The organism is Citrobacter sp. MGH110 (assembly GCF_001037515.1).
In the GTDB taxonomy this organism is placed as follows: Bacteria; Pseudomonadota; Gammaproteobacteria; order Enterobacterales; family Enterobacteriaceae; genus Citrobacter; species Citrobacter portucalensis.
Map to the genome: position 1 here is coordinate 1 of NZ_KQ089831.1, position 20,006 is coordinate 20,006.

Annotated in this window: 18 protein-coding genes, 1 tRNA gene, 2 rRNA genes and 1 other annotated feature; of the genes, 8 read left to right on the plus strand and 13 right to left on the minus strand. The window is 51.1% G+C overall.

Annotation, left to right across the window (positions count from 1 at the left end; translation table 11 throughout):
• The 6 genes from SK38_RS16205 to rluD all read right to left on the minus strand — a co-directional run.
• A 23S ribosomal RNA gene (locus SK38_RS16205) occupies positions 1 to 1,218 on the minus strand; the annotation flags it as partial.
• A 221-nt stretch (positions 1,219 to 1,439) separates the two neighbouring features.
• Positions 1,440 to 1,515: transfer RNA gene (locus tag SK38_RS16210), tRNA-Glu, on the minus strand.
• Between the two features lie 85 nt (positions 1,516 to 1,600).
• A 16S ribosomal RNA gene (locus SK38_RS16215) occupies positions 1,601 to 3,142 on the minus strand.
• A gap of 443 nt (positions 3,143 to 3,585) precedes the next feature.
• Entirely contained in the window at positions 3,586 to 6,159 is a 2,574-nt protein-coding gene (gene clpB, locus SK38_RS16220; RefSeq protein ID WP_020996274.1) for an ATP-dependent chaperone ClpB, read from the minus strand.
• Positions 6,160 to 6,288: 129 nt separating this feature from the next.
• Entirely contained in the window at positions 6,289 to 7,020 is a 732-nt protein-coding gene (gene yfiH / locus SK38_RS16225) for a purine nucleoside phosphorylase YfiH (protein ID WP_008785512.1), read from the minus strand.
• A complete protein-coding gene (rluD, locus tag SK38_RS16230) occupies positions 7,017 to 7,997 on the minus strand; it encodes a 23S rRNA pseudouridine(1911/1915/1917) synthase RluD (protein ID WP_003826464.1) in 981 nt (326 codons plus the stop codon). Before rluD ends, yfiH begins: the two co-directional genes overlap by 4 nt.
• A 131-nt stretch (positions 7,998 to 8,128) precedes the next feature.
• Between rluD and bamD the strand changes: the two genes are divergently transcribed.
• The 4 genes from bamD (at position 8,129) to pheA (ending at position 10,885) form a co-directional block, all read left to right on the plus strand.
• Positions 8,129 to 8,866 carry an outer membrane protein assembly factor BamD gene (bamD, locus tag SK38_RS16235; protein ID WP_048236503.1) on the plus strand — a complete coding sequence of 246 codons (738 nt, stop codon included), beginning with the start codon at positions 8,129 to 8,131 and terminating at the stop codon, positions 8,864 to 8,866.
• A 269-nt stretch (positions 8,867 to 9,135) separates the two neighbouring features.
• Positions 9,136 to 9,474 (plus strand): ribosome-associated translation inhibitor RaiA, encoded by a 339-nt coding sequence (gene raiA / locus SK38_RS16240; RefSeq protein WP_003031244.1) that lies wholly within the window; start codon positions 9,136 to 9,138, stop codon positions 9,472 to 9,474.
• 102 nt (positions 9,475 to 9,576) lie between these two features.
• Positions 9,577 to 9,702: a sequence feature (Phe leader region), on the plus strand.
• Entirely contained in the window at positions 9,578 to 9,625 is a 48-nt protein-coding gene (gene pheL, locus SK38_RS25030) for a pheA operon leader peptide PheL (protein WP_100250063.1), read from the plus strand. Its footprint overlaps the feature before it by 48 nt.
• A gap of 22 nt (positions 9,703 to 9,724) precedes the next feature.
• Positions 9,725 to 10,885 (plus strand): bifunctional chorismate mutase/prephenate dehydratase, encoded by a 1,161-nt coding sequence (pheA, locus tag SK38_RS16245; protein WP_048236504.1) that lies wholly within the window; start codon positions 9,725 to 9,727, stop codon positions 10,883 to 10,885.
• A 96-nt stretch (positions 10,886 to 10,981) separates the two neighbouring features.
• Here pheA and tyrA read toward each other — a convergent pair whose 3' ends face one another.
• Together tyrA and aroF are read right to left on the minus strand one after the other, a co-directional pair.
• Positions 10,982 to 12,103, minus strand: coding sequence for a bifunctional chorismate mutase/prephenate dehydrogenase (gene tyrA, locus SK38_RS16250; RefSeq protein ID WP_003826456.1), 1,122 nt, complete (start codon positions 12,101 to 12,103; stop codon positions 10,982 to 10,984).
• Between the two features lie 10 nt (positions 12,104 to 12,113).
• Positions 12,114 to 13,184, minus strand: a complete 1,071-nt coding sequence (aroF, locus tag SK38_RS16255; protein WP_008785515.1) for a 3-deoxy-7-phosphoheptulonate synthase AroF — start codon at positions 13,182 to 13,184, stop codon at positions 12,114 to 12,116.
• Positions 13,185 to 13,399: 215 nt separating this feature from the next.
• Here aroF and SK38_RS16260 point away from each other — a divergent pair, with 215 nt between their 5' ends.
• The 4 genes from SK38_RS16260 (at position 13,400) to SK38_RS16275 (ending at position 16,165) form a co-directional block, all read left to right on the plus strand.
• Positions 13,400 to 13,774, plus strand: coding sequence for a DUF2799 domain-containing protein (locus SK38_RS16260; RefSeq protein ID WP_008785516.1), 375 nt, complete (start codon positions 13,400 to 13,402; stop codon positions 13,772 to 13,774).
• 158 nt (positions 13,775 to 13,932) lie between these two features.
• Positions 13,933 to 14,451 carry a regulatory sequestration protein YfiR gene (locus tag SK38_RS16265; RefSeq protein ID WP_003826451.1) on the plus strand — a complete coding sequence of 173 codons (519 nt, stop codon included), beginning with the start codon at positions 13,933 to 13,935 and terminating at the stop codon, positions 14,449 to 14,451.
• Positions 14,444 to 15,670 (plus strand): diguanylate cyclase DgcN/YfiN, encoded by a 1,227-nt coding sequence (gene dgcN / locus SK38_RS16270; protein ID WP_003826449.1) that lies wholly within the window; start codon positions 14,444 to 14,446, stop codon positions 15,668 to 15,670. Before SK38_RS16265 ends, dgcN begins: the two co-directional genes overlap by 8 nt.
• Before the next feature lie 12 nt (positions 15,671 to 15,682).
• Positions 15,683 to 16,165 (plus strand): OmpA family protein, encoded by a 483-nt coding sequence (locus SK38_RS16275; protein ID WP_032944605.1) that lies wholly within the window; start codon positions 15,683 to 15,685, stop codon positions 16,163 to 16,165.
• Between the two features lie 132 nt (positions 16,166 to 16,297).
• Here SK38_RS16275 and rplS read toward each other — a convergent pair whose 3' ends face one another.
• The 5 genes from rplS to ffh all read right to left on the minus strand — a co-directional run bounded on the left by rplS (position 16,298) and on the right by ffh (position 19,923).
• Complete coding sequence (gene rplS, locus SK38_RS16280; protein WP_002914145.1) at positions 16,298 to 16,645, minus strand: 50S ribosomal protein L19; 348 nt, start codon at positions 16,643 to 16,645, stop codon at positions 16,298 to 16,300.
• A gap of 39 nt (positions 16,646 to 16,684) precedes the next feature.
• Positions 16,685 to 17,452, minus strand: a complete 768-nt coding sequence (gene trmD / locus SK38_RS16285) for a tRNA (guanosine(37)-N1)-methyltransferase TrmD (protein WP_003031232.1) — start codon at positions 17,450 to 17,452, stop codon at positions 16,685 to 16,687.
• Positions 17,453 to 17,496: 44 nt separating this feature from the next.
• Entirely contained in the window at positions 17,497 to 18,045 is a 549-nt protein-coding gene (rimM, locus tag SK38_RS16290; RefSeq protein WP_003031230.1) for a ribosome maturation factor RimM, read from the minus strand.
• Between the two features lie 18 nt (positions 18,046 to 18,063).
• Complete coding sequence (gene rpsP / locus SK38_RS16295) at positions 18,064 to 18,312, minus strand: 30S ribosomal protein S16 (RefSeq protein ID WP_003031228.1); 249 nt, start codon at positions 18,310 to 18,312, stop codon at positions 18,064 to 18,066.
• Positions 18,313 to 18,561: 249 nt separating this feature from the next.
• Complete coding sequence (gene ffh, locus SK38_RS16300; RefSeq protein ID WP_003031226.1) at positions 18,562 to 19,923, minus strand: signal recognition particle protein; 1,362 nt, start codon at positions 19,921 to 19,923, stop codon at positions 18,562 to 18,564.
• Positions 19,924 to 20,006 lie beyond the last annotated feature (83 nt).

Genomic DNA, 20,006 nt, shown 5'->3' on the forward strand with positions numbered 1-20,006 from the left:
ACACCTTCAACGGCTTACAGAACGCTCCCCTACCCAACAACACATAGTGTCGCTGCCGCAGCTTCGGTGCATGGTTTAGCCCCGTTACATCTTCCGCGCAGGCCGACTCGACCAGTGAGCTATTACGCTTTCTTTAAATGATGGCTGCTTCTAAGCCAACATCCTGGCTGTCTGTGCCTTCCCACATCGTTTCCCACTTAACCATGACTTTGGGACCTTAGCTGGCGGTCTGGGTTGTTTCCCTCTTCACGACGGACGTTAGCACCCGCCGTGTGTCTCCCGTGATAACATTCTTCGGTATTCGCAGTTTGCATCGGGTTGGTAAGTCGGGATGACCCCCTAGCCGAAACAGTGCTCTACCCCCGAAGATGAATTCACGAGGCGCTACCTAAATAGCTTTCGGGGAGAACCAGCTATCTCCCGGTTTGATTGGCCTTTCACCCCCAGCCACAAGTCATCCGCTAATTTTTCAACATTAGTCGGTTCGGTCCTCCAGTTAGTGTTACCCAACCTTCAACCTGCCCATGGCTAGATCACCGGGTTTCGGGTCTATACCCTGCAACTTAACGCCCAGTTAAGACTCGGTTTCCCTTCGGCTCCCCTATTCGGTTAACCTTGCTACAGAATATAAGTCGCTGACCCATTATACAAAAGGTACGCAGTCACACCCCGAAGGATGCTCCCACTGCTTGTACGTACACGGTTTCAGGTTCTTTTTCACTCCCCTCGCCGGGGTTCTTTTCGCCTTTCCCTCACGGTACTGGTTCACTATCGGTCAGTCAGGAGTATTTAGCCTTGGAGGATGGTCCCCCCATATTCAGACAGGATACCACGTGTCCCGCCCTACTCTTCGAGTTCACAACACATGCACTTTTGTGTACGGGACTTTCACCCTGTATCGTGCGACTTTCCAGACGCTTCCACTAACACACATGCTGATTCAGACTCTGGGCTGCTCCCCGTTCGCTCGCCGCTACTGGGGGAATCTCGGTTGATTTCTTTTCCTCGGGGTACTTAGATGTTTCAGTTCCCCCGGTTCGCTTCATTACGCTATGTATTCACGTAATGATAGTGTGACGGATCACACTGGGTTTCCCCATTCGGAAATCGCCGGTTATAACGGTTCATATCACCTTACCGACGCTTATCGCAGATTAGCACGTCCTTCATCGCCTCTGACTGCCAGGGCATCCACCGTGTACGCTTAGTCGCTTAACCTCACAACCCGAAGATGTTTCTTTCGATTCATCATCGACTTGCAAAAATTTGAGAGACTCGAACACACCATTTTTCATTTCTTATTACGGAGAAATGAAACAGTGTGTCGTTTCAATTTTCAGCTTGATCCAGATTTTTAAAGAGCAAATATCTCAAACGTGACTCGTAAGTCAGTTTTGAGATACTTCGGTCGGCGACTTTCACTCACACATACCAGCAAGTGGCGTCCCCTAGGGGATTCGAACCCCTGTTACCGCCGTGAAAGGGCGGTGTCCTGGGCCTCTAGACGAAGGGGACACTGAAGTCTCAATCGCAAGACGCCTTGCTATTTACTTTTCATCAGACAATCTGTGTGAGCACTACAAAGGTCGGTTCTTTAAGGTAAGGAGGTGATCCAACCGCAGGTTCCCCTACGGTTACCTTGTTACGACTTCACCCCAGTCATGAATCACAAAGTGGTAAGCGCCCTCCCGAAGGTTAAGCTACCTACTTCTTTTGCAACCCACTCCCATGGTGTGACGGGCGGTGTGTACAAGGCCCGGGAACGTATTCACCGTGGCATTCTGATCCACGATTACTAGCGATTCCGACTTCATGGAGTCGAGTTGCAGACTCCAATCCGGACTACGACATACTTTATGAGGTCCGCTTGCTCTCGCGAGGTCGCTTCTCTTTGTATATGCCATTGTAGCACGTGTGTAGCCCTACTCGTAAGGGCCATGATGACTTGACGTCATCCCCACCTTCCTCCAGTTTATCACTGGCAGTCTCCTTTGAGTTCCCGGCCTAACCGCTGGCAACAAAGGATAAGGGTTGCGCTCGTTGCGGGACTTAACCCAACATTTCACAACACGAGCTGACGACAGCCATGCAGCACCTGTCTCACGGTTCCCGAAGGCACTAAAGCATCTCTGCTAAATTCCGTGGATGTCAAGAGTAGGTAAGGTTCTTCGCGTTGCATCGAATTAAACCACATGCTCCACCGCTTGTGCGGGCCCCCGTCAATTCATTTGAGTTTTAACCTTGCGGCCGTACTCCCCAGGCGGTCGACTTAACGCGTTAGCTCCGGAAGCCACGCCTCAAGGGCACAACCTCCAAGTCGACATCGTTTACGGCGTGGACTACCAGGGTATCTAATCCTGTTTGCTCCCCACGCTTTCGCACCTGAGCGTCAGTCTTTGTCCAGGGGGCCGCCTTCGCCACCGGTATTCCTCCAGATCTCTACGCATTTCACCGCTACACCTGGAATTCTACCCCCCTCTACAAGACTCTAGCCTGCCAGTTTCGGATGCAGTTCCCAGGTTGAGCCCGGGGATTTCACATCCGACTTGACAGACCGCCTGCGTGCGCTTTACGCCCAGTAATTCCGATTAACGCTTGCACCCTCCGTATTACCGCGGCTGCTGGCACGGAGTTAGCCGGTGCTTCTTCTGCGAGTAACGTCAATTGCTGTGGTTATTAACCACAACACCTTCCTCCTCGCTGAAAGTACTTTACAACCCGAAGGCCTTCTTCATACACGCGGCATGGCTGCATCAGGCTTGCGCCCATTGTGCAATATTCCCCACTGCTGCCTCCCGTAGGAGTCTGGACCGTGTCTCAGTTCCAGTGTGGCTGGTCATCCTCTCAGACCAGCTAGGGATCGTCGCCTAGGTGAGCCGTTACCCCACCTACTAGCTAATCCCATCTGGGCACATCCGATGGCAAGAGGCCCGAAGGTCCCCCTCTTTGGTCTTGCGACGTTATGCGGTATTAGCTACCGTTTCCAGTAGTTATCCCCCTCCATCGGGCAGTTTCCCAGACATTACTCACCCGTCCGCCACTCGTCACCCAAGGAGCAAGCTCCTCTGTGCTACCGTTCGACTTGCATGTGTTAGGCCTGCCGCCAGCGTTCAATCTGAGCCATGATCAAACTCTTCAATTTAAAAGTTTGATGCTCAATGAATTAAACTTCGTAATGAATTACGTGTTCACTCGTTGAGACTTGGTATTCATTTTTCGTCTTGCGACGTTAAGAATCCGTATCTTCGAGTGCCCACACAGATTGTCTGATAAATTGTTAAAGAGCAGTACCGCTTCGCTTTTTCTCAGCGGCGCGGGGTGTGCATATTACGCCACCCCGCTACGAAGTCAAGCATTTAATTTCGCTTTCTTCGCCGGAGTTCTCAGTGGAACCCCGCTGACCCGGCGGCTTGTAATCCGTTGTTCCGTGTCAGTGGAGGCGCATTATAGGGAGTTATTTCAGGCTGACAAGTTAAAAATATAAAAAACTTATCAAGCGATTACTTTTCAATCAACACGTCCATTTCTGCCTGGTTTTTAAACAAAAACGAGCCCCACAGGGCCCGTTTATTGTTGTTTTGTGACTTACTGCACTGCCACTATGCGATCGTCATTCACTTCCAGACGAATCGTTTTGCCCGGAATCAGTTCACCAGACAGAATTTGCTGCGCCAGCGGGTTTTCGATCTGCTGCTGGATAGCACGTTTCAATGGACGCGCGCCATACACCGGATCGTAACCATTCGCGCTCAGCAGTTTAAGCGCCTCGTCAGAAATATGGATTTCATAGCCACGCTCTTCCAGACGTTTGTACAGACGCTGCAACTGGATCTGAGCAATAGAAGCAATGTGCTGCTCACCCAGCGGATGGAATACAACAACCTCATCTATACGGTTGATGAATTCCGGGCGGAAGTTGTGGCTCACGACGCCCAGCACCATATCTTTCATGTGACCGTAATCCAACTCGCCGAAGCGTTCCTGGATCAGATCGGACCCCAGGTTCGAGGTCATGATGACAACCGTATTACGGAAGTCGACCGTTCTCCCCTGTCCGTCAGTCAAACGACCATCGTCAAGCACCTGCAGCAGAATGTTGAACACATCCGGGTGTGCTTTCTCCACTTCATCCAACAAGATGACAGAGTAAGGACGACGACGTACTGCTTCCGTCAGGTAACCCCCCTCTTCATAACCGACATATCCCGGAGGTGCCCCAACCAGACGAGACACCGAGTGTTTCTCCATAAACTCGGACATATCGATACGCACCATTGCATCGTCACTGTCGAACATAAAGTTTGCCAGCGCTTTGCACAGTTCGGTTTTACCGACACCGGTTGGACCAAGGAACAGGAATGAACCAATCGGACGATTCGGATCGGACAAGCCCGCGCGGCTACGACGGATGGCATTAGAAACGGCTTCCACCGCTTCGTTCTGACCAATCACGCGGCTGTGCAGCTCCTGCTCCATACGCAACAGTTTTTCTCGTTCGCCTTCCAGCATGCGAGCAACTGGGATCCCGGTCCAGCGCGCCAGCACCTCAGCAATTTCTGCATCCGTAACTTTATTACGCAGCAGACGCATGGTTTTGCCTTCAGACTGGGTGGCTGCTTCCAGTTGTTTTTCCAGTTCAGGAATTTTGCCGTACTGCAGTTCAGACATCCGCGCCAGGTCGCCAACGCGGCGCGCCTGTTCGATGGCGATTTTTGCCTGCTCCAGCTCAGCCTTGATAGTTTGCGTTCCCGAGAGGGAAGCTTTTTCAGCTTTCCACTCTTCCTCTAACTCAGAATACTGGCGTTCTTTGTCGTCCAGCTCTTCGTTGAGCATATCGAGACGTTTTTTACTTGCCTCATCAGACTCTTTCATTAATGCCTGCTGTTCCAGTTTGAGCTGGATAATACGGCGGTCGAGTCTGTCGAGTTCCTCCGGCTTGGAGTCAATCTGCATACGAATGCTGGATGCCGCTTCGTCAATAAGGTCGATAGCTTTATCCGGCAACTGACGATCGGCAATATATCGATGAGACAGCGTAGCAGCCGCAACAATCGCCGGGTCAGTAATCTGCACATGATGGTGCAGTTCATAACGTTCTTTCAGGCCACGCAAGATTGCGATGGTGTCTTCCACTGAAGGTTCAGCCACAAACACTTTCTGGAAACGACGTTCCAGCGCCGCATCTTTTTCGATGTACTGGCGATACTCATCAAGCGTTGTTGCGCCTACGCAGTGCAGTTCCCCGCGAGCCAGTGCTGGTTTCAGCATGTTCCCGGCGTCCATTGCGCCATCGGCTTTACCCGCCCCAACCATGGTATGCAATTCGTCGATAAACAGAATGACGTTGCCTTCCTGTTTCGAGAGATCGTTCAGCACACCTTTTAAACGTTCTTCGAACTCACCACGATATTTGGCCCCAGCAACCAGCGCGCCCATATCCAGCGCCAGTACACGACGGCCTTTTAAGCCTTCCGGCACTTCACCATTGATGATGCGTTGGGCCAGCCCTTCAACGATGGCGGTTTTACCGACACCGGGTTCACCGATTAACACCGGGTTATTTTTAGTACGACGTTGCAGCACCTGAATGGTACGGCGAATTTCTTCATCACGGCCGATGACCGGATCGAGTTTGCCCTGTTCGGCACGTTCGGTCAGATCGACGGTATATTTTTTCAAGGCCTGACGTTGGTCTTCAGCTCCCTGGTCATTCACGCTTTCACCTCCACGCATTTGTTCAATTGCCTGAGTGATATTGGCGGTCGTCGCGCCTGCTGATTTTAATAAGTCGGTCAGCGTACCGCGTGACTCAAGCGCCGCCAGAACGAACAGTTCTGACGAAATAAAGTTGTCCCCACGTTTTTGCGCCAGCTTGTCGCAAAGATTAAGTACACGCACCAGTTCCTGAGAAGGCTGCACATCGCCACCGGTACCTTCTACCTGTGGCAAACGGCTCAACGCCTGGTCAATGGCTGTACGTAACTGGCCAGCATTAATGCCAGCAGACGTTAATAAAGGACGTACCGATCCCCCTTCCTGATTCAGCAAGGCGCTCATTAGATGAAGTGGTTCGATGAATTGATTGTCGTGCCCCAATGCGAGTGACTGGGCATCGGCAAGAGCAAGCTGGAATTTATTAGTAAGACGATCCAGACGCATAACTCCTCCCATAACAGGTCAAAATTGCTACTGGAGATTAAATGAGGTCATCCCTCAATTATTCAAGGTGAATGACCTGAATTATGTGAAAAGAAAATTACACGTACCGGATCGTCTTGATTCTTTAGGTTATATCAGCCAAATAAAACTTGCCATACGACCCGTGGTATTGTCGCGACGATAAGAGAAGAACGTCTCACTTTCGCTGAAGGTGCAACGGTCGCCACCGTGGATGTTCTCTACCCCGACACTGGACAGACGCTGGCGCGCAAGCTGGTAGATATCCGCCAGATACTTGTCGCCACGCGGTACAAATGCGAGGTCCGCTTGCGGATCTTTCGTCATGAACGCCTCGCGGACTTCTGGTCCAACTTCAAACGCGTTTGGACCTATCGCCGGGCCTAGCCAGGCAATAATGTTTTCAGGTTTGTCGGCAAAACACGCCACCGTCTCTTCCAGCACGCCGGCGCATAATCCGCGCCAACCCGCATGGGCCGCAGCAACTTCCGTTCCGGCACGATTGCAAAACAACACCGGCAAACAATCAGCGGTCATCACCGCACACACGGTGCCCGGCGTGTTGCTGTACGACGCATCTGCGCGTTTGCAGGCGTAAGGCTCGCCGGTCAGTTTCAGGACATCCTTACCGTGGACCTGCTCCAGCCAAACTGGCTTTGACGGCAGATTGCCCGCAGCAAACAGTCGTTTGCGGTTCTCTTCAACATGCTCCGGGTTATCGCCGCAATGGGCGCCCAGATTCAGCGAATCGTAAGGCGGCATACTGACTCCGCCAATACGGGTAGAACTACACGCCGCGACACCTTGCGGTATCGGCCACTGCGGGACAATTAGCTTACTCATAGCCAGGCAATATCATCCTTATGTTCTTCGAAATCAGCGCGCATCACTTCAATCAACTGCACCATATCTTGTGGGATCGGCGCATGCCATTCCATTTCGATACCGGAAATCGGGTGATACAAACGCAGCATGGTCGCGTGCAGCGCTTGACGGTCGAACTTACGCAGTACGGAGATAAATTCGTCAGAAGCGCCTTTCGGTGGACGTGGACGACCGCCGTAAACCTGATCGCCCACCAGCGGATGAGTGATATGTGCCATGTGCACGCGGATCTGGTGCGTACGTCCGGTTTCCAGACGCAACCGCAGACGCGTGTGCACACGGAAGTGTTCCATAATGCGATAGTGCGTTACCGCCGGTTTCCCCATTGGGTGTACCGCCATGTGCGTACGCTTGGTCGGGTGACGGCTAATCGGTTCCTCAACGGTTCCGCCAGCAGTCATGTGACCAATTGCCACGGCTTCGTACTCACGGGTAATTTCGCGCAGCTGCAACGACTCCACTAAACGTGTTTGCGCCGGAACCGTTTTTGCCACCACCATTAATCCGGTCGTGTCTTTATCCAGACGGTGCACGATACCTGCACGAGGAACATCCGCGATTGGCGGGTAGTAATGCAGTAACGCATTCAATACCGTACCATCGGGATTCCCGGCGCCCGGATGCACTACAAGGTCACGGGGTTTGTTGATGACAAGAATGTCGTCATCTTCATAAACGATATCCAGTGGGATATCCTGAGGTTCAAAACGAACCTCTTCATCAATTTCTGCATTGATGGAGACACGCTCTCCACCCAGCACTTTTTCTTTCGGTTTATCGCAAAGTTGGTCATTTACCAGTACGCGCTGGTCGAGGATCCATTCTTTTATGCGCGATCGCGAATAATCAGGGAACAATTCGGCCAAAGCCTGATCTAAGCGTTGACCGAGCTGATTTTCGGAGACTGTTGCGGTGAGTTCTACTCGTTGTGCCATAAACTGCTTCTTCGTTTAACGTTGGGTTTTACGGCTTTGCCGTTTAATATAGTGTGCTATTGTAGCTGGTCTTAACCGGGAGCAGGAACAGAGAATCTCCCGTATTACATTTTGAGGAAAGTCAAAACGTCATGACGCGCATGAAATATCTGGTGGCAGCAGCCACGTTGAGCCTGTTTTTGGCGGGTTGCTCTGGTTCAAAGGAAGAGGTGCCCGATAATCCGCCAAATGAAATCTACGCGACTGCTCAGCAAAAGCTGCAGGACGGTAACTGGAAACAGGCAATAACGCAATTGGAAGCGTTGGATAACCGTTATCCATTTGGACCGTATTCTCAGCAGGTGCAATTAGATCTCATCTACGCCTACTACAAAAACGCCGATCTGCCACTTGCTCAGGCTGCCATCGATCGTTTTATCCGTCTTAACCCGACACACCCTAACATTGATTATGTCATGTATATGCGTGGCCTGACCAATATGGCGTTGGATGATAGCGCACTGCAAGGATTCTTTGGTGTTGATCGTAGCGATCGCGATCCGCAACATGCCCGAGCTGCGTTTAATGACTTTTCCAAACTGGTGCGTGGGTATCCGAATAGCCAGTACACCACTGACGCCACCAAACGTCTGGTGTTCCTGAAAGACCGCCTGGCGAAGTATGAATACTCCGTTGCAGAATACTACACTGCCCGCGGCGCATGGGTTGCCGTGGTAAACCGTGTGGAAGGCATGCTGCGCGACTACCCGGATACCCAGGCAACACGTAATGCCCTGCCGTTGATGGAAAACGCTTATCGCCAGATGCAGATGAATGCGCAGGCTGAAAAAGTCGCGAAAATCATTGCCGCCAACAACAGCAATACCTGATTTGCCTCAGAATGCAAAACGGCAGCCCAAGGGCTGCCGTTTTTTTATCCGTTAACGCCACAACTGAAGCGGTTTAGCTCCAACGCATCCCATCAAATATGGCCTGCTTTCAGGTATTCCTCAAGTAAAAAATCGCCTGTTCCTGCGGTGCCTCACAAAAAGGTTTTCTTGACAAAAAGCGACAAAATAATGTGATTTAGATCACACATTTTGACATTAGGAACGGTATGCTGGAATCACCAAGACGGGAAAGACAAGAGGTAAAATTTATGACAATGAACATTACCAGTAAACAAATGGAAATTACTCCGGCAATTCGCCAGCATGTCGCAGACCGTCTCGCCAAACTAGAAAAATGGCAAACTCATCTGATTAATCCACATATCATTCTGTCTAAGGAGCCACAGGGTTTCATTGCTGATGCCACCATCAATACACCGAACGGACATCTGGTCGCCAGCGCAAAACACGAGGATATGTACACCGCAATTAACGATTTGATCAACAAGCTGGAACGGCAGCTCAATAAAGTGCAGCACAAAGGCGAAGCCCGTCGTGCAACAACTTCAGTCAAAGACGCCAACTTCGTCGAAGCAGAAGAAGAGTAGTCCCTTACATTGAGTGTATCGCCAACGCGCCTTCGGGCGCGTTTTTTGTTGACAGGGTGAAAACAGTACGGGTACTTTACTGACGTAGCCAAAGGAAAATTACATGAAACTTGTCCCGTTCTTCTTCGCATTCTTTTTTACCTTCCCCTGAATGGGAGGCGTTTCGTCGTGTGATAAAGAATGCGAAGACGAACAATAAGGCCTCCCCACACGGGAGGCCTTTTTTATTGATAACAAGAAAGGCAACACTATGACATCGGAAAACCCATTGCTGGCGCTGCGCGATAAGATCAGCACGCTGGATGAAAAATTACTGGCCCTGCTGGCTGAGCGACGTGGACTGGCCGTAGAAGTTGGTAAAGCCAAACTGCTTTCGCATCGTCCGGTTCGTGATATCGATCGTGAACGTGACCTTTTGGACCGACTCATTCAGCTTGGCAAAACACATCATCTTGATGCTCACTACATTACTCGCCTGTTCCAGCTCATAATCGAAGATTCCGTCCTGACTCAACAGGCTCTGCTCCAGCAGCACCTGAACAAAATTAACCCACACTCCGCGCGCGTGGCCTTCCTTGGGCCAAAAGGGTCATATTCCCATCTCGCCGCACGTCAGTACGCCGCTCGCCATTTTGAACAATTTATTGAAAGCGGCTGCGCAAAATTTGCCGATATCTTTAATCAGGTCGAAACCGGACAGGCTGACTATGCTGTGGTACCGATTGAAAACACCAGCTCAGGTGGGATTAACGACGTTTACGACCTGCTGCAGCACACCAGCCTGTCTATCGTTGGCGAGATGACCATTACGATAGACCACTGTGTACTGGTGTCTGGCACGACGGATCTTGAGACCATTGAAACGGTATATAGCCATCCGCAGCCGTTCCAGCAGTGCAGCAAGTTCCTGAATCGCTACCCGCACTGGAAGATTGAGTACACTGAAAGCACCTCTGCGGCGATGGAAAAAGTTGCGCAGGCTAACTCACCGCGCGTGGCGGCCCTGGGGAGCGAAGCCGGAGGCGTACTGTATGGATTGCAGGTTCTCGAGCATATTGAGGCTAACCAGTCGCAAAACATCACCCGCTTCGTGGTGTTGGCACGCAAAGCAATCAATGTTTCCGATCAGGTTCCGGCAAAAACAACCCTGTTGATGGCGACGGGGCAACAAGCCGGTGCGCTGGTTGAGGCGCTGCTGGTGCTGCGTAACCATAATCTGATTATGACTAAACTGGAGTCACGCCCGATTCACGGCAATCCGTGGGAAGAGATGTTTTATCTTGATATCCAGGCCAACCTGGAATCGCCCCAGATGCAAAAAGCATTGAAAGAGCTGGGTGAGATTACGCGTTCGATGAAAGTACTGGGATGCTATCCAAGTGAGAACGTGGTGCCAGTCGATCCGAGCTAACGTTTGGCAATGCCGGATGGCGCTACGCTTATCCGGCCTACGGTTCATACGATTTTTGAAGGCCGGATAAGGCGAAGCCGCCATCCGGCATCTTAATTAAGGACGGCTGTCATTCGCCTGACGTAACAAAGTACGGCTTTCACTCTGGAAGCGTTTCGCATAATCGCCAAACCAGTGCTCCACCTTACGGAAGCTGTCAATAAACGCTTGCTTATCTCCCTGCTCCAGCAAACCGATCGCCTCGCCAAAACGTTGGTAGTAGCGTTTAATCAGCGCAAGGTTGCTCTCAGACGACATAATAATATCGGCATAGAGCTGCGGATCCTGGGCAAACAGACGGCCAACCATCGCCAGTTCAAGGCGGTAAATCGGCGAAGAGAGCGCCAGCAGCTGCTCCAGTTGAACGTTCTCTTCCGCTAAATGCAGACCGTAAGCAAAGGTCGCAAAGTGACGCAGTGCCTGAATAAACGCCATGTTCTGGTCATGTTCAACGGCGCTGATCCGATGCAGTCGCGCACCCCATACCTGAATCTGTTCCAGAAACCACTGATAAGCTTCCGGCTGACGTCCGTCACACCAAACGACGACCTGCTTGGCCAGACTGCCGCTATCCGGACCAAACATTGGGTGTAACCCCACCACCGGGCCATCATGTGCAGCCAGCATCGCCTGTAAAGGACCATTTTTCACCGAAGCCAGATCCACCAGGATGCAGTCAGACGGCAGACGCGGTAGTTTGGCGATCACCTGCTCGGTGACGTGGATCGGCACGCTGACGATCACCATGCCGGCATCAGAGACGATCTCCGGCGCGCGATCCCAGTCCTGCTGTTCCAGGATCCGCACCTGGTAACCTGACAGGGTGAGCATTTTTTCGAACAGACGCCCCATCTGACCGCCGCCGCCGACAATCACCACCGGCCGCAGAGAAGGACAAAGCGTTTTAAACCCTTTGTCGTTCTCACTGGAGTAGGACTCACGCATAACGCGGCGTAGCACATCTTCAATCAGGTCCGGCGGCACGCCAAGGGCTTCCGCTTCCGCGCGACGAGAGGCCAGCATAGAGGCTTCCCGCTCCGGCACGTAGATCGGCAGCCCAAAGCGGCTTTTTACTTCACCTACTTCGGCAACCAGCTCCAGGCGGCGTGCCAGTAAATCCAGCAACGCCTTGTCGACTTCATCAATTTGATCGCGTAATGCGGTCAATTCAGCAACCATAACCAACCTCTTATGCTACACGCGCCGACAGCTGGCCGTTTAAATCCTGGCTAATTTCACGCAGCAGCGCATCCGTCATTTCCCAGCTAATGCAGGCGTCAGTTACGGATACGCCGTATTTCATTTCGCTGCGCGGCTGTTCGGAAGACTGGTTGCCTTCGTGAATATTACTTTCAATCATCAAGCCAATGATCGAGCGATTGCCATCTTTGATTTGTGCAATCACGGATTCAGCCACGGCAGGCTGACGGCGGTAATCTTTATTGGAATTACCATGACTGCAATCTACCATCAGAGAAGGTCGTAGTCCCGCCTGCTCCATCTCTTTTTCGCACTGGGCGACATCTGCCGGGCTGTAGTTCGGCGCTTTACCCCCGCGCAAGATCACGTGACCGTCCGGATTCCCCTGTGTTTGCAGCAGTGCAACCTGCCCGGCCTGGTTAATACCGACAAAGCGGTGCGACTGCGCAGCCGCACGCATGGCGTTAATGGCGGTCGCCAGGCTACCGTCGGTACCATTCTTAAAGCCAACCGGCATCGAAAGACCGGAAGCCATTTCACGGTGGGTCTGCGATTCCGTAGTACGGGCACCGATTGCGGACCAGCTAAACAGATCGCCCAGGTATTGCGGGCTATTTGGATCCAGCGCTTCAGTTGCCAGCGGCAGTCCCATATTTACCAGTTCAAGCAGCAGCTGACGCGCAATTTTCAGACCTGCTTCAACATCAAAAGAGCCATCCATATGAGGATCGTTAATTAACCCTTTCCAGCCGACAGTGGTACGGGGTTTTTCAAAATAGACGCGCATCACCAGGTAGAGGCTATCGCTGACCTCTGCGGCAAGGGCTTTAAATCGACGAGCATACTCAATAGCCATTTCAGGATCGTGAATGGAGCATGGGCCACATACGACCAGCAGGCGCGGATCGCGACCGGAGATAATATCTGAGATGGTTTTACGCGACTGGGCGATTTGCGCCTCTTGCTCATGGCTCAGCGGAAATTCAGCTTTCAGCTGCTCCGGAGTCATCAGAACCTGTTCGTCGGTAATATGTACGTTGTTCAGCGCGTCTTTTTGCATGATGGTGATCCTGTTTAGCTCGTTTGCGATAGTTGATCCTCAGCGAGGAGGAAATAACGATATCACAACAGGTAAAGATTTCAATCCACAATCCGTAAATTTTAATTTACATGATGTTATTTCAAGGCAAAAACAGCCCTTGCAAATGTACATTTAAATTTACATCACCGAATTTTCAGATCCACTATGCTTAAAAAAACGAAGGAGCACAGGCAATGAAGCAACTCATCAGCATCTTGTTTCTATTACTTCTGAGCGGATGTCAGATAGACCCCTACACCCATGCCCCTACCTGGACTGGTACCGACTGGTACGACGCCGGGATACAAGATGCCATTTCGGGTTATGCCGTTAAAGATAATGAAACGCTTGCCGACAACTACAATGACCCCGACGTCGATCGTACGGAATACCTTAAGGGTTACGCCGAGGGACAACGTAAAACCTGCCAGCAGGATTTTGTTTATGCCAGAGGCCTGACCGGGAAAACTTTTCCGCCCAGTTGCGATACTGTCGAAAATGTTGACCAGTTACACAGCGCCTGGCAGCAAGGGGCAAACGAGGGTGCTGCCTCGATAAGGTTAAATTAAACAATGGTTTATATTTTATAAACCATTAAGATTTAACTTAAATCACCAATAGCATTATTCCAGGAATAATGACGGCTTAGGAAAATAATGTTATTTTGTTGCAAACAATCTTGAATGTATTTCGACGTTTTACAGCAAACGCTGGTAGGTAACTATTCATGAGCTATTCTTACCGACTCATACTTCTACTGGCACTGCTCCTGACCGGATTACCGCTGTATGCCCAAAGCGTTACGGAAGAAGCAAAATCGGTACGCGCTATGGTTTCCGGCATCGTCAGTTATACACGCTGGCCTGCACTTTCCGGGCCCCCAAAACTGTGTATTTTCTCTTCATCGCGTTTTTCCAGTGTCCTGAAAGATACCAGTGCAGGCGCATTACCCTATCTTCCCGTCATCATCCGTACGGAACAAGAAATATTAGTTTCGCAGTGTGACGGTTTTTATTTTGGAAAAGAATCCCCTACTTATCAGGTGGAATTAAAGAATAAATATCCGACTAAGGCATTGTTATTAATTGCTGAACAGAACCCTGAATGCGTTATTGGCAGCGCCTTTTGCCTCATAATTAAAGACGAAGATGTGAGATTTTCCGTAAATATGGATTCCCTTTCACGCAGCGGCGTAAGGGTCAGTCCAGACGTATTGATGCTTGCACGGAATAATAAGCATGGATAAGGGCCATTCTCCCATAGCACGCCCGACGTTTAAGCGAACATTACGGCGTATCAGCATAATCAGCGTTCTGGTAACCATGATGCTGATCTGGCTGCTGCTCAGCATTTCTTCCGTGCTGGCATTAAGACAGTATGCGCAAAAGAATCTGGATCTGACTGCCGCTACCATGACCCGTACGCTCGAAGCTGCATTAGTCTTTTCTGATAGTGTTGCAGCAACTGAAACGCTGGCGGCACTGGGTCAGCAGGGGCAATTTTCCGTTGCAGAAGTTCGTAATAAAAACCAGAAGGTGATCGCCACCTGGCGCTATAACGCGCAGGATACCACTGAAAAGATCAGCGGGATGATCAGCCACTGGCTGTTCCCACAACCGGTCACTCAGCCGATTTTGCATAATGGCAACGTCATCGGTGAAGTACGATTGACTGCGCGCGATAGCGTTATCAGTCATTTCATCTATTTGTCGTTGGCCGTTCTTACCGGGTGCATTCTGTTGGCATCCGGAATTGCATTAATGCTCACTCGCTATTTACACAATGGCGTTGTGGATGCACTGCAAAACATTACCGAGGTGGTACATGATGTTCGTACCAACCGTAACTTTTCACGGCGCGTATCAGAGGAACGCATTGAAGAGTTTCATCTCTTTGCCCTGGACTTTAATAGTCTGCTGGACGAGATGGAGGAGTGGCAACTTAAACTGCAGGCAAAAAACGCTCAGCTTTTGCGTACTGCACTACATGATCCTCTGACGGGTCTGGCAAATCGCGCCGCATTTCGCAGCAGCATAAATGCCCTAATGAATGATGATGCCGCCCACAGCAGCTCGGCATTGTTATTCCTTGATGGCGACAATTTTAAATTTATTAATGATACCTGGGGCCACGCAGCGGGGGATCGGGTCCTGATTGAAGTCGCAAAAAGGTTATCCGAGTTTGGGGGGAGTCGCCATTACCCATACAGACTTGGCGGCGATGAGTTCGCCATGGTGCTGTACAGCGTTCATTCTGAATATGAGGTTCAGCGGATCTGCGCTGCACTGTCACAAGAGTTTAACCGACCTTTTGACCTGCATAATGGTCATCTGGCAAGCATGACGCTCAGCATTGGGTTTGCGCTGACGTGGGAACATGCCTCTGCCGAAAAATTACAAGAACTTGCCGATCAAAATATGTATCAGGCTAAACATTTGCGTTCTGAACGCATTATTAAAAAATAAGGAATTACACACATGCTAAAACGTTTATTATCCCCGTTTCTTCTGCTTTTACTGATTCTGGCTGGCTGTCAGGCACCTCAGGGAAAATTTACCCCAGAGCAAATTGCAGCCATGAAATCATACGGATTTACTGAAGCATCAGGAGACTGGTCTCTCGGCCTGTCTGACACCATCCTGTTTGACAAAAATGACTATAAACTCCGTCCTGAAAGTGAAAAACAGATCAAGGAAATGGCATCCAAACTGGCAGCTACCGGGCTAAATCATGCTCGCCTGGATGGTCATACTGATAACTACGGTGAAGACAGCTATAACGAAGCTCTGTCACTCAAACGCGCTAATGTCGTTGCCGATGCCTGGGCGCAGGGCGCTAATATTCCCCGCAGCAACCTGACGACTCAGGGACTCGGGAAGAAATATCCCATTGCCAGCAACCAGACATCAAAAGGTCGCGCTGAAAACCGCCGCGTGGCGGTCGTGATCACGACACCATAATCGTCCCCCAACTGGCTGCGCACCGCGCAGTCCTTCCATTGCCATAAAGAACAAAAGAGTAAACGTCGGGATAAAAAAAAGGGCCAGCCTTTCGGCCAGCCCTTTTCTAACAGGATGTCGCTTGCGCGAATCTTAGTTAAGACGCTCTTTGATACGAGCAGACTTACCAGTGCGCTCACGCAGGTAGTACAGTTTAGCTTTACGAACAGCACCACGACGTTTAACAGCAATGCTGTCAACTACCGGAGAGTGAGTCTGGAAGACACGCTCAACGCCTTCGCCGTTGGAAATTTTACGAACAGTGAATGCAGAGTGCAGACCGCGGTTACGAATAGCGATAACCACGCCCTCGAATGCCTGCAGACGTTTTTTGGAACCTTCAACAACCCATACTTTCACTTCCACGGTATCACCCGGACGGAAGGAAGGTACGTCCTGCTTCATCTGTTCTTGTTCAAGTTGCTTAATAATGTTGCTCATAATTTAATCTCTTATCCTGGGTAAACTGATATTGGGGGCTTACGCCTGCCCATCATGTTTATGTTGCTGTTGTGCGTGTTCCTTTTTGAACTCCGCCAGCAACCTTGCTTGCTCTTCAGTCAGAGCCAGGTTTTCCAGAAGTTCAGGTCTTCTAAGCCAGGTCCGGCCCAGCGACTGCTTCAAACGCCAGCGACGTATCTCAGCGTGGTTCCCCGACAGTAACACCGCCGGTACTTCCATCTGTTCTAACACTTCAGGTCGGGTATAGTGCGGGCAATCCAGCAACCCATCAGCAAACGAATCTTCGATTGCCGAAGCTTCATGACCCAGTACCCCCGGAATAAACCGGGACACGGAGTCGATCAGCGTCATTGCTGGTAACTCACCACCGCTGAGTACGTAATCGCCGATTGACCATTCTTCGTCAATTTCGGTTTGAATCACGCGCTCATCTATTCCTTCATAGCGACCACATACCAGAATCAGCTTTTGATTCGTGGCCAGTTCGCTAACGCCCGCTTGATCAAGCTTGCGTCCCTGAGGTGACAGATAAATCACCTTTGCGCCTTCACCAGCCGCAGCTTTTGCTGCATGAATGGCGTCCCGTAAAGGTTGCACCATCATTAACATCCCCGGTCCGCCGCCGTAAGGACGATCGTCCACGGTACGGTGCCGGTCATGAGTAAAGTCACGAGGACTCCAACTCTGGATGTTCAGCAGGCCATTTTTTACTGCCCGGCCAGTTACCCCGTAATCGGTAATTGCGCGGAACATTTCTGGAAACAGGCTAACGATACCTATAAACACAAGCCAATCCCCATAACGCCGACTTTTACCGTTTATCCGGTGGTTTAAAAACCAGGATCCCAATCTACTTCGATAGTACGAGTAGCGAGATCGACTTTCTTGATAACCTGCCCATCGAGGAACGGCACAAGACGTTCCTTGATACCAAACGCATCTTTCAGGTTTGCCTTGATGACGATGACGTCATTCGAACCGGTTTCCATCATATCGACGACTTTACCGAGATCGTAGCCTTCAGTAGTCACTACCTGGCAGCCCATAAGGTCTTTCCAGTAGTAGGAACCATCTTCCAGCGCTGGCAACTGCGAGGAATCCACGACAATTTCGCAATTAGTCAGTAGATTCGCCGAATCACGATCGTCAACGCCTTTCAGCTTGATGATCAGATCCTGATTGTGGTGCTTCCAGCTTTCCAGCTGTACTTGCTGCCACTGACCCGCCTTCTGGATAAACCAGGGCTGATAGTCAAAAATGCTTTCGGCGTCTTCAGTGGAAGAAAACACTCTGAGCCAACCACGGATACCGTAAGAAGACCCCATTTTCCCCAAAACGATGGGTTCCACAGGAGCCTGTGCGGCGAGTTGCTTGCTCATCATGACCACCGTGACAGATTAAGCTGCTTTGTTTGCTGCTTTGATCAGCGTAGCTACGCGATCAGAAATAGTCGCGCCCTGGCCAACCCAGTGAGCGATGCGATCCAGATCCAGGCGAGTGCCTTCTTCTTTTTCGCTAGCGATTGGGTTAAAGAAGCCAACGCGCTCGATGAAGCGACCGTTGCGTGCATTACGGCTGTCGGTAACAACAACCTGGTAGAACGGACGCTTTTTAGCGCCGTGACGAGCTAAACGAATAGTAACCATAACATCCTCTTGTGTGAATAAAACACCCAGGCCCCATCGAGGAACGGAGCCCGGGTGTCATATTAAAAGCCCGAAAATTTTACTGATTTCTGGGGAAAATGCAATCAGCAGTTGATAACTCTGCTATAAAAGGCCGCTGGCGGTGCCGTCAGTTCGGTGCCGGCGTGCGCGCAGCCACCGGAGCGTACACGCAGTACGTGAGGATGGCGAGCACACCCCGGTGCCGAAATGGCAAACAAGCCAGGCCGATTAGCGGCCTGGGAATCCTGGGGGCATCATCCCCTTCATACCACGCATCATCTTCGCCATTCCGCCCTTCTTCATTTTCTTCATCATGCGCTGCATGTCGTCGAACTGTTTCAGAAGGCGGTTTACGTCCTGTACCTGCATACCGCAACCGGCAGCGATACGGCGTTTACGGGAACCTTTAATAATTTCCGGCTTAGCCCGTTCTTTCATCGTCATCGAGTTGATGATGGCTTCCATACGCACCAGCACTTTATCGTCCATCTGCGATTTCACATTGTCAGGTATCTGACCCATGCCCGGCAGCTTGCCCATCAGGCTTGCCATACCGCCCATGTTTTTCATCTGGTTGAGCTGTTCAAGGAAATCGTTGAGATCGAAGCCATCGCCTTTTTTCAGCTTGCTGGCTAATTTTTCTGCCTGCGCACGGTCAACCTTGCTTTCGATATCTTCGATCAGCGACAGCACGTCACCCATGCCGAGAATGCGCGAAGCAATCCTGTCCGGATGGAACGGCTCCAGTGCTTCGGTTTTCTCGCCGACGCCGAGGAATTTAATCGGCTTACCGGTAATATGACGAATAGAGAGCGCCGCACCGCCACGGGCATCACCATCAACTTTTGTCAGCACTACGCCGGTTAACGGCAGCGCTTCGTTAAAGGCTTTTGCGGTATTCGCGGCATCCTGACCGGTCATGGCGTCGACCACAAACAGCGTTTCTACCGGCTTGATAGAAGCGTGGACCTGTTTGATTTCGTCCATCATCGCTTCGTCAACGTGCAGACGACCGGCGGTATCCACCAGCAGCACGTCGTAGAATTTGAGTTTGGCTTCTTTCAGCGCGGCGTTAACGATATCGACCGGCTTCTGGCCGACATCCGACGGGAAGAAGTCGACACCGACCTGCTCGGCCAGCGTTTCCAGCTGTTTGATCGCCGCCGGGCGATAAACGTCCGCAGAGACCACCAGCACTTTCTTCTTGTGCTTCTCGCGCAGGAATTTACCCAACTTACCGACGCTGGTCGTTTTACCCGCACCCTGCAGGCCCGCCATCAGCACCACGGCTGGCGGCTGTGCAGCCAGATTCAGGGTCTGGTTTTCTTCGCCCATTGCCGCAACCAGTTCGTTACGGACAATCTTGACGAACTCCTGACCCGGCGTCAGGCTTTTGTTAACTTCATGACCAACCGCTTTCTCTTTTACGCGATTGATAAACTCACGCACTACCGGCAGCGCTACGTCAGCCTCCAGCAGCGCCATGCGCACTTCGCGCAGCGTCTCTTTAACGTTGTCTTCAGTAAGGCGTCCACGGCCACTGATATTGCGCAGCGTGCGCGACAAACGATCGGTTAAATTATCAAACATTGTCTCTCGCCTGGGGTGGAAACGGTCGGTCGCGACAGCGACACATCAACAGAAATTTGTCGCAGTATAACATGAAGCCGCCT

Coding starts and splice junctions, on each gene's coding strand:
- clpB (WP_020996274.1), bottom strand. CDS start 6,159: ATGCGTCTGGATCGTCTTACTAATAAATTCCAGCTTGCTCTTGCCGAT.
- yfiH (WP_008785512.1), bottom strand. CDS start 7,020: ATGAGTAAGCTAATTGTCCCGCAGTGGCCGATACCGCAAGGTGTCGCG.
- rluD (WP_003826464.1), bottom strand. CDS start 7,997: ATGGCACAACGAGTAGAACTCACCGCAACAGTCTCCGAAAATCAGCTC.
- bamD (WP_048236503.1), top strand. CDS start 8,129: ATGACGCGCATGAAATATCTGGTGGCAGCAGCCACGTTGAGCCTGTTT.
- raiA (WP_003031244.1), top strand. CDS start 9,136: ATGACAATGAACATTACCAGTAAACAAATGGAAATTACTCCGGCAATT.
- pheA (WP_048236504.1), top strand. CDS start 9,725: ATGACATCGGAAAACCCATTGCTGGCGCTGCGCGATAAGATCAGCACG.
- tyrA (WP_003826456.1), bottom strand. CDS start 12,103: ATGGTTGCTGAATTGACCGCATTACGCGATCAAATTGATGAAGTCGAC.
- aroF (WP_008785515.1), bottom strand. CDS start 13,184: ATGCAAAAAGACGCGCTGAACAACGTACATATTACCGACGAACAGGTT.
- SK38_RS16260 (WP_008785516.1), top strand. CDS start 13,400: ATGAAGCAACTCATCAGCATCTTGTTTCTATTACTTCTGAGCGGATGT.
- SK38_RS16265 (WP_003826451.1), top strand. CDS start 13,933: ATGAGCTATTCTTACCGACTCATACTTCTACTGGCACTGCTCCTGACC.
- dgcN (WP_003826449.1), top strand. CDS start 14,444: ATGGATAAGGGCCATTCTCCCATAGCACGCCCGACGTTTAAGCGAACA.
- SK38_RS16275 (WP_032944605.1), top strand. CDS start 15,683: ATGCTAAAACGTTTATTATCCCCGTTTCTTCTGCTTTTACTGATTCTG.
- rplS (WP_002914145.1), bottom strand. CDS start 16,645: ATGAGCAACATTATTAAGCAACTTGAACAAGAACAGATGAAGCAGGAC.
- rimM (WP_003031230.1), bottom strand. CDS start 18,045: ATGAGCAAGCAACTCGCCGCACAGGCTCCTGTGGAACCCATCGTTTTG.
- rpsP (WP_003031228.1), bottom strand. CDS start 18,312: ATGGTTACTATTCGTTTAGCTCGTCACGGCGCTAAAAAGCGTCCGTTC.
- ffh (WP_003031226.1), bottom strand. CDS start 19,923: ATGTTTGATAATTTAACCGATCGTTTGTCGCGCACGCTGCGCAATATC.